14 protein-coding genes are annotated in these 14,775 nt (G+C 39.8%); 12 read left to right on the top strand and 2 right to left on the bottom strand.

From position 1 onward, the window contains the following. The first annotated feature begins 64 nt into the window (after positions 1-64). The 9 genes from U735_RS0115060 (at position 65) to U735_RS0115020 (ending at position 9,854) form a co-directional block, all read left to right on the top strand. On the top strand, positions 65-3,571 hold the full coding sequence (locus tag U735_RS0115060) for a PVC-type heme-binding CxxCH protein (RefSeq protein ID WP_031444622.1): 3,507 nt from the start codon (positions 65-67) through the stop codon (positions 3,569-3,571). A gap of 84 nt (positions 3,572-3,655) precedes the next feature. Continuing rightward, the gene (locus tag U735_RS0115055) at positions 3,656-4,513 is read left to right on the top strand and encodes a sugar phosphate isomerase/epimerase family protein (RefSeq protein ID WP_031444621.1); all 858 of its coding nucleotides are present in this window, start codon (positions 3,656-3,658) and stop codon (positions 4,511-4,513) included. Positions 4,514-4,524: 11 nt separating this feature from the next. Continuing rightward, a complete protein-coding gene (locus U735_RS0115050) occupies positions 4,525-5,658 on the top strand; it encodes a Gfo/Idh/MocA family protein (protein WP_031444620.1) in 1,134 nt (377 codons plus the stop codon). Positions 5,659-6,351: 693 nt separating this feature from the next. After that, positions 6,352-6,654 (top strand): hypothetical protein, encoded by a 303-nt coding sequence (locus tag U735_RS0115045; RefSeq protein WP_031444619.1) that lies wholly within the window; start codon positions 6,352-6,354, stop codon positions 6,652-6,654. Positions 6,655-6,660: 6 nt separating this feature from the next. Further along, on the top strand, positions 6,661-7,998 hold the full coding sequence (locus tag U735_RS0115040) for a 2TM domain-containing protein (RefSeq protein WP_031444618.1): 1,338 nt from the start codon (positions 6,661-6,663) through the stop codon (positions 7,996-7,998). 90 nt (positions 7,999-8,088) lie between these two features. Next, entirely contained in the window at positions 8,089-8,391 is a 303-nt protein-coding gene (locus U735_RS0115035) for a 2TM domain-containing protein (protein ID WP_031444617.1), read from the top strand. Continuing rightward, positions 8,391-8,720: a 2TM domain-containing protein gene (locus tag U735_RS0115030; protein WP_232233269.1), complete on the top strand. Its 330-nt coding sequence runs from the start codon at positions 8,391-8,393 to the stop codon at positions 8,718-8,720. The genes U735_RS0115035 and U735_RS0115030 overlap by 1 nt, the downstream gene beginning before the upstream one ends. Continuing rightward, entirely contained in the window at positions 8,720-9,043 is a 324-nt protein-coding gene (locus U735_RS0115025) for a 2TM domain-containing protein (protein ID WP_031444615.1), read from the top strand. The genes U735_RS0115030 and U735_RS0115025 overlap by 1 nt, the downstream gene beginning before the upstream one ends. Before the next feature lie 55 nt (positions 9,044-9,098). Continuing rightward, positions 9,099-9,854 (top strand): LytR/AlgR family response regulator transcription factor, encoded by a 756-nt coding sequence (locus U735_RS0115020; RefSeq protein ID WP_031444614.1) that lies wholly within the window; start codon positions 9,099-9,101, stop codon positions 9,852-9,854. Between the two features lie 91 nt (positions 9,855-9,945). Here U735_RS0115020 and U735_RS0115015 read toward each other — a convergent pair whose 3' ends face one another. Continuing rightward, positions 9,946-11,133: an LETM1-related biofilm-associated protein gene (locus U735_RS0115015; protein ID WP_031444613.1), complete on the bottom strand. Its 1,188-nt coding sequence runs from the start codon at positions 11,131-11,133 to the stop codon at positions 9,946-9,948. A gap of 177 nt (positions 11,134-11,310) precedes the next feature. On the opposite strand from U735_RS0115015, the gene U735_RS0115010 reads away from it, so the two are divergent. The 3 genes from U735_RS0115010 (at position 11,311) to U735_RS0115000 (ending at position 14,309) form a co-directional block, all read left to right on the top strand. Then, positions 11,311-11,991, top strand: a complete 681-nt coding sequence (locus tag U735_RS0115010) for a DUF4331 family protein (RefSeq protein ID WP_031444612.1) — start codon at positions 11,311-11,313, stop codon at positions 11,989-11,991. 25 nt (positions 11,992-12,016) lie between these two features. Continuing rightward, complete coding sequence (locus U735_RS0115005; protein WP_031444611.1) at positions 12,017-12,784, top strand: DUF4331 family protein; 768 nt, start codon at positions 12,017-12,019, stop codon at positions 12,782-12,784. A 247-nt stretch (positions 12,785-13,031) separates the two neighbouring features. Further along, the gene (locus tag U735_RS0115000; RefSeq protein WP_031444610.1) at positions 13,032-14,309 is read left to right on the top strand and encodes a tetratricopeptide repeat protein; all 1,278 of its coding nucleotides are present in this window, start codon (positions 13,032-13,034) and stop codon (positions 14,307-14,309) included. A gap of 119 nt (positions 14,310-14,428) precedes the next feature. Here the strand turns inward: U735_RS0115000 and U735_RS0114995 are convergent, their stop codons facing one another. Continuing rightward, the gene (locus tag U735_RS0114995; RefSeq protein WP_031444609.1) at positions 14,429-14,710 is read right to left on the bottom strand and encodes a hypothetical protein; all 282 of its coding nucleotides are present in this window, start codon (positions 14,708-14,710) and stop codon (positions 14,429-14,431) included. Positions 14,711-14,775 lie beyond the last annotated feature (65 nt).

The raw sequence follows: 14,775 nt of genomic DNA, 5'->3' as shown, positions 1-14,775 counted from the left end.
AACATATAGTATTCTTTGTGCTCGATTAATTGTTATAATTGTTGAACATAAATACAAGTTAATCATGAAAACCTTAACGGCACGTTTTTTTTGTTCGCTAATTGTACTTACAACCTTGTTAAGTTGTAATCCTTCTGAAAAGAAAAAGAAAGACGATCAACCCAGACGAATTGAGATGTTGTTCCTTGGGCACGCACAGGAACACCATAACTCCAGACTATATATGCCCATGTTGGCCTCGGCCTTGACTCAAAGTGGAATTAACATTACCTATACTGAAGAGGTAAAAGATCTTAATCCTGAAAATCTAGAACTCTATGATGGGGTAATTATTTACGCCAACCATGAAAGTAGGTTTCCGGAACAGGAAAAAGCTTTGTTGGATTATGTAGCAGAGGGACACGCGTTTATCCCGATTCATTGTGCAAGTTTTTGTTTTAATGAGTCGGAAGATTATGTGGATTTGGTAGGGGGGCAATTTAAAACCCACGGTACGGATACCTTTACGGCCAAAATTATTGATAAGTCGCACCCCATAATGCAAAATTTAGAGGAGTTTTCCACTTGGGATGAAACTTATGTGCATGATAAGTTGGCCAGTGATATCACCGTATTGATGGAAAGGGTAGAAGGGGAACATAATGAGCCATGGACATGGGTAAAGCAATTTGGCAAGGGCAAGGTATTCTATACTGCTTACGGACATGATGAAAGAACGTGGACTAAGCCAGGGTTTCAAAATCTTATCAAAGAAGGTATTCTTTGGGCGGTAGCCCACCAGGTAAAAAAGAATTGGGAGGCATTTTCTAAAGATATACCAACCTTGCAGTATAAGGAAATGGCCAATATTCCCAATTACGAGAAAAGGGATCCTGCACCAAAATATCAATTGCCTTTATCGCCGGAAGAATCTGCAAAATTAATTCAGGTTCCAGCTGGGTTTAAGTTGGAGCTGTTTGCTTCGGAACCCAATATAATTAATCCTATAGCTATGAATTGGGATGAGAAAGGTAGGCTCTGGGTAATAGAGACGGTAGACTATCCCAATACGGTACGGGACGATAAAGGCTTAGGAGACGACAGGATAAAAATATGCGAAGACACCGATGGTGATGGAAAGGCGGATAAATTTACCCTATTCGCCGAAAATTTAAATATCCCTACCAGTTTTACTTTTGTGAATGGAGGAATTTTGGTTTCCCAGGCACCGTATTTCTTATTCTTAAAGGATACAGATGGCGATGACAAGGCAGATGTAAAGGAAATTGTAATCGATGGATGGGGAGTTTTTGATACCCACGCCGGGCCTTCCAACCTTCAGCGTGGCATTGACAACAATATTTACGGTGTAGTAGGTTATTCAGGATTTAAGGGAAGTATTGCGGGTGAGAACTTCGAGTTTGGTCAAGGAATATATCGTTTTAATAGCGAAATTGGCAATTTTGAATTTTTGACGAATACCAGCAACAATACATGGGGATTGGGGATTACCGAGGATAACTCCATTTTTGCTTCCACAGCGAACAATACCCACAGTGTATTTATGGGTATACCTAACAAGAACCTAAAGGATGTAAAAGGGGTTTCCTTAAAAGGCAGCTCAAAAATTGATGGCCATTATGCCATGTTGCCCATTACCCAAAATATAAGACAGGTAGATGTTTTTGGGGGCTTTACAGCGGCCGCGGGTCACCATTTTTATACGGCTAGGACATTCCCCAAAGAATATTGGAATAAATACGCCTTTGTCTGCGAACCAACGGGAGGGGTAGTGCATATTGCTAAAATTGAAAAGGATGGCGCTGGGTATTTGGAAAAGGACGGTGGTAATTTGATGGCCAGTTCGGATGAATGGGTTTCCCCTGTTGAGGCCAAGGTAGGACCTGACGGTGCAGTTTGGGTATTGGACTGGTATAATTTCATTATTCAGCACAATCCGACCCCCAGAGTGGAAAGAGGTGGGTATGATGCTGTGAACGGGCTGGGGAATGCATATGAAAATCCGTTACGTGATAAGTCCAAGGGTCGTATTTGGCGCATTGTGCCCCAAGATATGGAAGATAAGGCATCCATGACTTTGGATAAGGAGGATTCAAAAGGCTTGGTAAAAGCCCTTTCCAATGACAATATGTTCTGGCGTATGACCGCCCAGCGGTTATTGGTTGAAAATGGAGATGCTGATGTAGTACCAGAACTCATTTCATTGGTCAAGAATACCGAAGTGGATATTTTGGGACTTAATCCGGGCGCACTGCATGCTTTATGGGTCCTTGACGGACTTGGGGCTGTTTCTTCAAATACGGAAGCACTAGAAGTGGTTAAAGGGGCTTTGAACCATCCGTCAGGAACGGTTAGGAAGGCGGCCATACAGATCTTGCCGAAAAACAATAGTGTAGATGCGCTTTTATTGGAGTCCAATATACTTCAGGATAAGGATCCGGAAGTACAATTAGCTGCACTTATATATTTTTCCGAAAGGGAACCCAACATAGAAATAGGGCGAAAGTTGTTCGAGCTGAGCAGCAACGAGCAAGTATTGGCCGATAATTGGTTGGCAATGGCACTTTATGCAGCGGGAAGTAAGCATCATCAGGGATTTATTACGGCCTTTCTAGCTGCCAATCCCAATTTTGAAATGGCACAGTTTAATGAACGTCAAAGAGAAGCGGCAAACCTGGATGATTCCAATTGGAAAACCATGCGTCTTCCACAGTTTATAGAAGATGCGGGATTGCAGATGGATGGTATTATTTGGTTTCGTAAAAATGTGGAAGTTCCGTCCAGCGCAGCTGCCAAGTCCGGTACCATATCCTTGGGACCTGTTGACGATTCGGACAAGGTTTACGTTAATGGTATTTTCGTGGGGGGTATTGAAAAGGATTATCAGGCAGAAAGGGGGTATAAAATTCCATCCGGTGTTCTAAAGGCAGGGAGCAATTCTATTGCAGTCCGTGTTGAAGATACTGGCGGAGGAGGCGGCATCTGGGGTAAAAAAGAGCAGATGTTTCTCAAGGTAGGTACATTTAGCGTTTCGTTGGCCGGAGATTGGAAATACGAAGTGGAATCGGACTACTCCAAAAGTACCAAAAGCGTTTTTGCGGATAAATCCTTGGCACAGCTATTGGTCGAAACCTACATCAATGAGGTGGAATTGGGTGCAGACAGCACTTTGGAGACAGGTTCCAGCGCTGTAATTATTAATATAAAGACCATTAAAAATGAGATGAAATACGATATCACAGAGTTTGTTGTGGAAGCAGGAAAAGCTGTTGAACTTGTATTTGAGAACACAGATTTTATGCAGCACAACCTTGTCATTACTAAGATAGGCGAAAAGGAAAAGGTGGGGATGGCCGCTGATAAATTGGCAATGGATCCCGATGGTGCAGAAAAAAATTATGTTCCTAACATGCCTGAAGTACTATATGCCACTGCCATTATTAACCCTGAAGAAAAGGTTGTCTTAAAATTTACAGCTCCCGAAGAACCAGGAGATTACCCTTTTATCTGCACCTTTCCCGGACATTGGAGAATTATGCAGGGTGTAATGAAGGTCGTAAAGGCAAAGTAGTGGTAGATCCAATCGGTTGGTTATATACATAAAGAATTGAAATATAGAATACAACTGTAACTTATTTATAGTAATTATTAAAGCATGACAAATAACATAAAATACGGGGTAAGTACCTGGCTTTGGGAGTCACCGTTCAATACCCAATCCATTTCCCTGTTCCCTAAAATTAAAGGGATGGGGTATGATTTGGTGGAAATTCCTGTGGAAGACCCAGAATTGATCAATGGAGAGGTGATAAAGAATGCGCTAAAAGATAACGGATTACAGGCCGTTGTTTGTGGCGCTTTTGGTCCTACAAAGGATCTGACCCATAAGGATGCCGCTGTACATCAAAATTGCTTTGACTACATTGAAAAATGCTTTGAACTTTGTAATCTGTGGGGAGTGGATTTTTTGGCTGGACCCATGTATGCAGCTGTGGGTAAAGCACGAATGTTGCCTAAGGAAGAAAGGCAAAAGGAATGGGATTTGGCGGTGACCAATATACACAAGGTTTGTTCTATGGCCAAGGATCATGGACTATGCATTGCATTGGAACCACTAAATCGTTTTGAGTCGGACTTAATCAATACTGCCGAGGATGTAATGCGTTTTATTGGAGATGTTAACCATGGTAATGCTAAAGTATTGCTTGATGGTTTTCATATGACCATTGAGGAAAGTAACATCGCCCAAGCCATAAGGACGGTAGGGGATAAGTTGCTACATGTGCAGGTTTCGGAGAACCATAGGGGTATTCCGGGAACCGGCCTAACCCCTTGGACCGATTTTGCAGAAGGTTTAAAAGCCATAAATTACAAAGGGGCAATAGTCATCGAAAGTTTTACTCCGGAGATCAAAGAGTTGGCAGGGGCAGTATGTATCTGGAAAAACTTGGCAAAGAGCCAAGATGAATTTGCTTCACAAGGAATCGATTTTATGAAAAAGACATTTAATTAAAAATAAAGAAAATGAGTAATAAGAAAGTAAATATCGCTATAGTGGGTTTGGGATTTGGAGCCGAATTTATTCCTATCTACCAAAAGCATCCAAACGCCAATTTGGTAGCAATTTCACAACGGAATCCTGATAAATTAAAGGAGTTGGCCGATGCATTCAACATTAAAAAAAGATATACTTCATATGACGAGCTGTTGCAGGACCCGGAAATAGACGCAGTACATATCAACACGCCTATTCCAGACCACGGTATTCAGTCCATTAAAGCCCTAAAAGCCGGGAAACACGTGGCCTGTACAGTGCCTATGGCGACTACGGTTGAAGAATGTGAGGAAATCGTACGCCTAACTCAGGAAACCGGCCTCACCTATATGATGATGGAAACTGTTGTATATGCGAGGGAGTTCCTGTATATGAAGGAGTTGTACGAGAAAGGCGAGCTGGGCAAGGTTCAGTTTTTAAAAGCAAGCCACCAGCAGGATATGGACGGTTGGCCCAATTATTGGCCAGGTTTGCCTCCTATGCACTATGCAACACATTGTGTAGGCCCCGTCTTGGCCCTTACGAGGGGGGAGGCTGAATATGTATCCTGTTTTGGTTCGGGAACTATACGGGAGGAGCTGATACCTCATTACAACTCACCATTCGCAGTGGAGACCACACATATTAAATTTCGGAATTCCGATTTGAGCGCACAGGTGTATCGTTCACTTTTTGATGTGGCTAGGCAGTACAGGGAAAGTTTTGAAGTGTATGGTTCAAAAAAATCAGTAGAGTGGCCTCTTATCGAAGGAAAGCCATTGGTGGTGCACACGGCCAAAAAACCGGAGCCAGAGATTCCAGAGGAAGTAGAAAGTCCGGATTTCGCAAAATTATTGCCAAAAGAAATACAGCATTTTACGACCCAAGGAGTATACGATTCGGATGAACATCAACACCTTTCCTTTACCCAGGGCGCTGGTCATGGGGGCTCGCATCCGCATTTGGTGAACGAATTTGTAAATGCACTGGTTCAAGACCAAGCGCCATACCCCAATGCAAAACAGTCTGCCAACATTACCTGTGTAGGGATCCTGGCTCATGAGTCGGCGCTTAAAGGAGGGGAGATAATCAAGTTGCCAGAGTTTACTTTTTTGGATAAATAGTTTATTTTTAAAATCTTATATAATAAAATTTAAAGTGATGTTTTAAGTGAGGGAGGGGGAGTTAAGGAGAATTAATTTTGAGAAGGAATTATGGTTTGAGTTAATTTTTTTTCGAAAAAAGCGTTATTTATTTGAAAATAATCCCTAAATTTATTATTCATAAGTAAGACTTAAAAAATAAGTTATTTGGTAAAAAGCCTATTTTTTAACTTTTAAAAGAGGACGTAGGGGTGCGTCCTCTTTTTTATTTTAAGGAAATCCATCTCTTTTTGCAATAAAAACCCCAAACCTGTACTAGTAAGTGTTGCCTTGTTACTGTCCGTTCAATAAGTATCGGTTAGAGGGCAGAACGTCTAATTTTGCGGCAGTAATTGCTCCCTTGTAAGTGATAATCCTAATAGCGGGCAAATTCATATTTACGGTTTGAGTTAATTTTTTTTCAAAAAGAAACTTTTTCTATGGGAATAAATGTTAAATTTAACATTCATAAGTAAGACTTGAAAAATAAGTTATCGAAAACGAAACTATTTTTTGAAACTTCAAAAGAGGACGTAGGGGTGCGTCCTCTTTTATATTTATGGCTATTTCCTATCCAGTCCATCCCGTAAAATCTACAATTCGGTAGATCCAATTTTCCCAACTATTTTATTTAGGTCAAATTTGAGCAATGAAGATTTTAAATAAAATTGAGCTATGCATAAGGTCATATTGATAATTCTAGCTACAGTCGTCAATGAATTGGCGGCGGCATATGATGAAAGTAAATTGGTAGATAACTGTATTTTTGATACTGCAAATCAATACGGTAACGAATATAGGTGGATGCCCGCAATATTCATGGAGGTGTCTGTGAGTGCTGAAAATGTTGTCCAATACATTCCAATGGATCTTGAACCGTCGTGGAATCTTTTTCCTAACTTTAAGCCAGCAGCATCCCATTGTGCAAACAGCCGAAAGGTGAATTTCCGGAATTATGTAGTAATGGGTGACAAATAAGGCTGAATGATACGATTTATTAAACATTTAGGAAATGCTCTGTTTATAGGGACCTTGTTGTACTTTGTTTTTCTAGCTGTTTTCCTTTTTATGGGGGAATTTGATGGAGGCTTTACTTTTCGCAGGGCTTTTCAGGAGTACTATGCCAATATGATTTTTGCTGTTATCCTTTATATGGTGAATGCATATTGGATTCAATTCCTTATGGTTAAATATGAGCAACAGATTTACACCCGGAAACGTTTGTTGATTGGGATCTCTGGAAATATAATCCTCTCTTTGGTAGGCATATTCGTTTCGCGTTTAATTCTCAATGTAGGGATTGGTAATATGTCCTTCATGGATTTTTTGGCTAATGAGACATTGGGGCACTACAAAGTCTCTCTTTTGTTGGCGATTTTAATTTCTGCAATATTTTATTTGGCCTGGTACTTTAAGCATAGGCAGGAGAACAAGGTGAAAGAGCAGAAAATAATTGCAGGTACTGCCTCTGCCAAATTTGACGCCCTTAAGAATCAATTGGATCCGCATTTCCTGTTTAATAGTTTAAACGTGCTTACCAGTTTAATTGAGGAGGATCCCCAACAGGCACAAAAATTCACCACTTCCCTTTCAAAAGTATATCGCTATGTCTTGGAGCAGAAGAACAAAGACTTGGTAACTGTGGATGAGGAGCTCGCCTTTGCGGAGACTTATGTGAGGTTGTTGAAAATGAGATTTGAGGATAGCATAGTTTTCGATATCCCTGTGAAATGTAGTATTGCCGAAGCAAAAATAGTTCCCTTGTCCCTGCAGCTCCTATTGGAAAATGCGGTTAAGCACAATGTGGTAACGGCCGTAAGACCTTTGAGGATACGTGTATATGAGGAGGGAGGTATGCTTTGTGTGTCGAATAATTTACAAGAGAAGCAGGTCATTAGAAAAAGTAGTGGAGTTGGGCTCAGGAATATACAGGAACGTTATCAAATGTTATCCAGTAGGGAAGTTCAGATTGGAAAATCTGTTTCGGAATTTACGGTCAAGCTCCCGATGCTTATGGAAGGGATAGGGTTTAGGGAAACAACTGAAACATTTTTGGAGGAAAAACGCTATCAAAAGGCAAAAGAACGGGTAGAGGCCATAAAGGGGTTTTATGGCAATCTGATATCCTATTGTGTAGTGCTGCCGGTCTTGGCTATAATTAATTATAACACTACAAGTTTTCCCTGGGTGATTTTTCCAGCCGTTGGATGGGGGTTTGGTGTGGCTATCCATGGGATGGAGGTTTTTGGTTATAATCCGCTATTGGGGAAAAATTGGGAAGAAAGAAAAATTCAAAAGTATATGGAAGATGAAAATTTTTAAGGCTACGGTCCATCCTGCAAAATCAACAATTCATAAGTATAGTTTTGAAAAAGAATGGACGGGTTGCGAATTTTGAATAAAATTTAAATCATGGAAAATTTAGAAAAGGAAAACAAATATTTCAGGGCCAAAGAAAGGGTAGGTGCCATAAAGAAGTTCTATATGAGCCTTATATCCTATTTTGTTTTTATAGGGTTTTTGGCAGCTCTAAATTACTGGACCGACCAATGGCGCTACCCTTGGTTTCTGTGGGCGGCCTTTGGTTGGGGAATAGGGTTGGTGTTTCACGCCGTTAAAGTTTTTGGTTTGAACCCTTTCTTCGGAAAGAATTGGGAAGAGCGGAAAATTAAAGAGTATATGCAGGAGGATGAAAGAAAAAACACATGGAAATAATGGATTACGATAAGGGAAATAAATTGAAGCGTGCCAAAAAACACGTAGCCGAATTAAAAGGCTTTTATGTTCACCTTGTGGTGTATCTGGCTGTCAACGTTTTTATTACGACAGCTAAGATTACACGGAATTTGGGCAATGGAGAGTCTTTTGTGGAGGCATTTTGGGACTTTGGGACATTTGTAGTGTGGATGTTTTGGGGCATTGGCTTATTGTTCCATGGCTTAAAGGTCTTTTCCTATAATCCATTTTTCAACAAGGATTGGGAAGATAGACAGATCCGCAGGTACATGGAGAAAGAAAAACGGGAGGCTGAAAAATATAAATAATGGAAATGGATAAACATCATTTGGAAAAGTATATTAAGGCTAAAAAACGAGTGGATAATCTTAAGAATTTTTACGCGCATATTGCAGTATATCTGGTTATGAATGCCCTGCTTTATGTTTTTAAGGGAAGGATCTTGAATTTTTTTACTGCAAATGGGGTTGAAGACCAAGGTTTCCTAAATTGGCTGGAATGGAATATTGTCTTAATTCCGGTTATTTGGGGAGTGGTCCTAATGGTGTCGGGAGTTTACTTTTTGAAATTGAAACCTGGATTTTTTAGAAAGTGGGAGGAAAGGCAAATGCGAAAATATATGGAGGAATGAGCGGATAGCGCCAGGGCAATCAAATAAAACCTAATTAACCAATTGAGCTATTAAAATGAATGCAATCATTATTGAGGATGAAAAACCGGCCGCCAGAAGATTGGGGAGATTACTGACCAATATGAATGTAGGGGTGTCCACTATGCTCTATTCCGTTGAGGAGGCCATTGTATGGTTTCGGGAAAACAAACATCCCGATTTGATTTTCCTGGATATTCAGCTTTCGGACGGATTATCGTTTGAGATTTTTGAGGCTGTTGATATTCAAAGTTCGGTAATTTTCACTACCGCATATGATGAATATGCTCTGCAGGCATTTAAGTTGAACAGTATAGATTATTTGTTAAAACCTATAGATGATGTAGAGCTGGAAATCGCCGTAAAAAAGTATCTAACTTTTAGACCTGAAAAACAGAAAATGTCACTCGATTTTGAAGACATAAAAAAGTTGTTGGTAAACCCTTTGGAGAGGGAATACAAAAAGAGGTTTACAGTGAATGTAGGGCAACATCTGAAAATTATCAATGCTGAGGAAATAGAATGTTTTTACAGTGAGAATAAAGGCACCTATGCATCCACAATTGATGGAAGAAATTATCTGCTGGACCATACTTTGGAAAGCTTGGAATCGGAACTTCATCCCAACTCATTTTTTCGGGTGAGCAGAAAATTCTATGTGAACATAAGCCATATAAAAGACATTGTTTCCTATACCAATTCTAGGTTGGAAATCAAATTAAACCGATTTAATGGACAGGAAATCATAGTAAGTAGGGAAAGGGTAAAAGACTTCAAGTTATGGTTGGAGTAAATTATTTTAATTATTTGATTTTCAGTATGTTAAGTTTAAAAAATATTCACTATAGGTTTTTCTTATAGTAGTGTTTTTGGGCAATTTTGGACTATTCATCAACCCTGTTATCGTCAAATGAGGAAGGTAGTAATTTAGGAATTAATTTGATGAATATTGGCAGTAAAACTGCCCCTCCAGGAAGTATAAAAATCGCCAACGAGGGGATACTTTTAAAAATATCGACTAGGTGATTTTGTACTTTTTTCTTCTCTTCCGGGCTAAGATCCTTGATCGTTGATTTGGATAATAAGGTGACCAATTCCTTACTTTCCGAAAGTTCTTTTTGTAGACGTTTGCTATTTCTGAGGATCAATTTGTTTACAATTTTGGACATGCTATCGTAAAATTGGACAGCCAAATTATGATCTTTTAGATGGGGTATTTTGTCGGCATTTAATTGAAAAAATCCGGTTACATCCTGCAGCGAATTTGCTATTCCATTTTGATCAAAACCAAGGTCCCTTCCCAAGCCAAAAATAAAGTCCGATTCGGTGTAATCCAAAGACAGATCTTCCCATACCGTTAAGCAGGCAACATCCAAGAAATATCTATTTTCCGAAGTGGAATATTTGTTCACCAATTCATTTCTATAGGAGCCGTCAAAATCCTGTTTTACACTTTCAATGAAGGTCAGCGAGGAGGCAAAAAGTTGCGCCAATCTTTCGTCACTCTTGTTTTTTTCTTTCGAATTTAAGGTATGATATGTGATGTTTATGGTGATATGTTCCAATCGTTGGGCATATTCCTTTATGGATGTTTCTCCCTCTAGATATCTTTTAAAGCTAAGAACATCTATAAAAAGTAGCGAATTGGTTATGATGTTATTGAAGGTCTTGCTGATAACATTATCCTCCAGATATATTCTGGAATTTAAGAGGTTTTCCAGTTTGGAAGATGTTTTCTTTCCCGTCAGGAATTTGTTTAGGAAGGAAATTCTGTTTATTCCCAAGTCTTTATAAAACATAAAGATGTATCCCAGGAAGGCTTCAAAATTGTGCTCCTTGTTTTTGAGCTTATAGGTAAAATAAAGGGCGGTTATTAAATTGATCTTTGCTTTCTCATCTTCGGACAAGGGAACCTCTTTGATGATAAAAGGGGGGATATCCAAATTGATCCCATATACAAAACCGGTACTTTTTAGAAGGGAATATAGATCTTCAAAGGAGCTGAAATAATCATTATTGTCCTTTACCAGATACCCAAACTTATCTATCCAACCAGAGGCCGAAGGATTCATAGATCCAAATTTTAGAGGGTAAAATTAAATTAAAATATGGTACTTCATTCTTATCGCGCTTGTTTTTTCGGCAAACGGGCCCATTTATAAGTTAACATAATATTAACATTTAAAACCAAACCCCTACAATTCAACCTCCGTAGGTAAGGGTGATTTTAATCTAAAAATATCTTAATTATGAAAAAGACAAAATTATTATTTGGACTTGGCTTGTTAATGGTGGCAGGCGCTATTTTAGTGGCTGCGGATCACATAGACGCACCTTCTTCCATGGGAACTTCTGCGGATATCGCGGATTTTTACGGATTTGAACCTTCCGAGGGATCGGACAATACTGTTTTTGTGGTAGACCTTCAGTCCAATGTGCTGCCAGATTTGGCATATGGAAGCTTTGATGAAATGGTTTTAACCGAAATCAATATTGATACCGACGGGGATTTGGTAGAGGATTTGGTAATCCAGGCCATACCTAGAGATGGTAGAATGTATTTCTTTGGACCTGTAACGCCTGTAAAAACTGGATTGGACAGTGAAGTTTTGGTGGACTCCCCGTTGGGAAGTGTTGAAATTTCCGGAACAACCGCCATTAAGGCAACTACGGCCAATGGTGTAACGCTTTTTGCCGGACCTAGACAGGACTCTTTTTTCTTCGATTTCTTCCAATTTAATGCCGTCATTGGCGGAATGGCTCCAGGAGGATTTAAGACTGCTGATGAGGCAGTGGATACTTTTGAAGGTAAAAATACCATGTCCATTGTCGTAGAGGTACCAAACACCTTGTTAGGAACCCCTACAGGTACTAATGCGTTGCAATTACCGGTTTATAAGGCCTGGGTTACTACAAACAAAAAACAATAATCACATAACTATTAAAAATACAACTATGATACTAAATAATATAAAGTACTTATTCCTGTCGATAATGGGACTGGCTGTAATGGCTTCTTGTAATAACGATGACGACATGATGGAGCCCATTGCTATGGCCACTTGTAATGATGGTATAATGAATGGAAGTGAAACGGGCATTGATTGTGGAGGCTCTTGCGAACCTTGTATGACCGCGGTGAATTTTTCGGGTAACTATACCCAGGTGGATCATATGGGGAGACCTGGAATAAATACGGTTTTTGGATACGATATGGAGGGTCAGCCAAGTGTAAAGGATGCACATAACAGGACTATTCCTTCGGAAATGGCTGCTACTTTCCAAGCTGGGTATGAAGCTCGATTGGAGCAATATTATGATGTGTATGCCGATCTTTTAGGTATTGACCCAGCTGCCCTTAATTACGAGAATAATATTTTGGGACTGGATGCCGCTACCCTAACGACTTACTTGGCTGCAGACGTATTGGAGATTTCTCCAAGCTTGCCCACTACTTATTTTGATCCGGGAACCGATTTTGACAACGATGGAAGGATATTGGTTCCGGACGGGGACGAGGTAGCACTTACCGGTAGGAGGTTGACAGATGATGTAATAGATGTTTCGTTAATACTACTATTTGGTGGGGCTGAAGGGGACCGTTTTGACGGTTCCGATAAAAATATGGATGGTAGTCCGGATACTCCAAGACTAACTTCCGATGGTGTTGCGTTAACAGCTACCGTCTCTTCAAGTTTTCCATATGTGGGTAATCCGGAATAGGTATTTATCTGTGAAATGAGCCATGACAGTTTTGGACAACTCTGTACAATTACTCGGAATAATTGTTTAATGGCGAATTGCACCGGCCTGTCCGCCCGTTCCGGTACGGACGGGAATGAAGAAGTAGGGCGGATCTAACAGAAAAATATACCATATAATTTAAGTAGATGAAAAGGAGAATAGGGGAGGATGGCAATAGTCCTCCCTTATTTAAGAAAGTATCACCTAGTATTTTAAACCTTCAACAATGAAATATACATTTCTAATTATAGTGTTGCTTATGTTGGTATCCTGTTCCCAGGAGGCTCCAGAGCAAATTACAGACATCCGCGATTATGATGTTTATCTCAGTTCAGCGGAATCCAAGAAAACATCCAAATATTTTGAGCAATGGAATTCCATGATCAAACCGGACAGTATGCAGCTTATGAGTTTTGGGATCGTTGCAGGGGAGTACAGTAGGTATTTTCAGGAGACCGGAGATATTACTCAGCTTAAAATGGCGGAAAGAGCCCTGAAAAAGGCTGTTGAAATCGCTGCGATTGGAAAATCCGGCTATTACAGGGCATTGGCCCGTAACTACATTTCACAACACCGGTTCAAGGAGGCATTGGAGCTGGCCAAATTATCCAGGAATATGGGCAGTGGGGTTGGAGAGTCGCAGAAATTACTTTTTGACGTCCATATGGAACTAGGCAATTATGTAGACGCCCAGAAGTATCTGGATAGTATAAAGAATATGTCCGATTTTGATTATTTGATTCGATTGGCCAAATGGAACGATCATATAGGGGATTTGGAAACAGCCATTCATTTCATGGAGAAGGCAAAGGAAAAAGCCGAATCCGCAAAGAATTCCTCCTTAATGTTGTGGTCCTATACCAATTTGGCGGATTATTACGGACATGCGGGAAGAATACGGGACTCCTATGATCACTATTTAAAATCACTACGAATGGATCCCCAAAACGCTTATGCCAAGAAAGGAATTGCTTGGATCGTATTTTCTTATGAAAAAAATCCGAAAGAGGCATTGCGAATTTTGGATTCCATTACCAAAACTTATATGTCTCCAGACTACTTCCTGTTGAAAGCAGAGATAGCTGAGTATATGGGGGACAGCTCGCAATTGACCCATAACTTGGACAGTTATGCCATAGCCGTGGAGAACCCTAGTTATGGTGCTATGTACAATGTTTATAATGCAGATATGTATTTGGAATTGACAGAACAATACAATAAGGCGCTGAAGGTAGCGGAAATTGAAGTGGATAATAGGCCTACTCCGGAATCCTATAATCTATTGGCTTATAGTTATTTTAAACTAGGAGAAAAGGATAGGGCCCTAGAGATTGTTAGGAAACATATTGAAGGCAAAACCTATGAGCCTACAATACTTTATCGTACAGCGGAAATTTACAAGGCTACTGGGAATTATTCCAAGCTTTCAGAATTAAAACAGGAATTGTTAGGTGCAATCTATGAACTTGGTCCGACTATGGAAAGCAAAATTTTGAATCTGTGATCACGTAATAATTGGGTGGTGCGGACACATTATTTCTAAGGCGGGGTTAAAATTGGTAATGTGTGTTTAGTGGTTTTTTAGGTGGGAACACCACGGCATATATTGTTGTGGTGTTCTTTTTATTTGAAGAGTAAAATTAGCAACCCTAAAAGGACAACTACGATAAAAAGGAAAATATAAGTTTGCCTAGTGCGATCTCTTAGGGCCCTATTTTTAATTCTTTCCTTTATTTTCTTTAATTCTATTTCGGAAACGGTCTTGAAGTTCAGTTTTGTAAGAGCGGGTGAGGAATCGGAATATATGTTATCCCTATTGTTGTCTTTAAACCTAGCTCTATTGGAAGGTTTTAAAGAGCGATTCTGGTTCACTCTATTGTTCATGTCCTGAATACTTCCGCTCATCTTAAATATTTTGGGCTACTTTTAATTAATATTAAAAATAGCCCAAAAAAAGTTATACACAAAGG

The organism is Arenibacter algicola, from assembly GCF_000733925.1.
Classification (GTDB): Bacteria; Bacteroidota; Bacteroidia; order Flavobacteriales; family Flavobacteriaceae; genus Arenibacter; species Arenibacter algicola.
The sequence above is the reverse complement of the archived record's forward strand: the minus strand, read 5'-3'. Positions and strand labels throughout refer to the sequence as shown.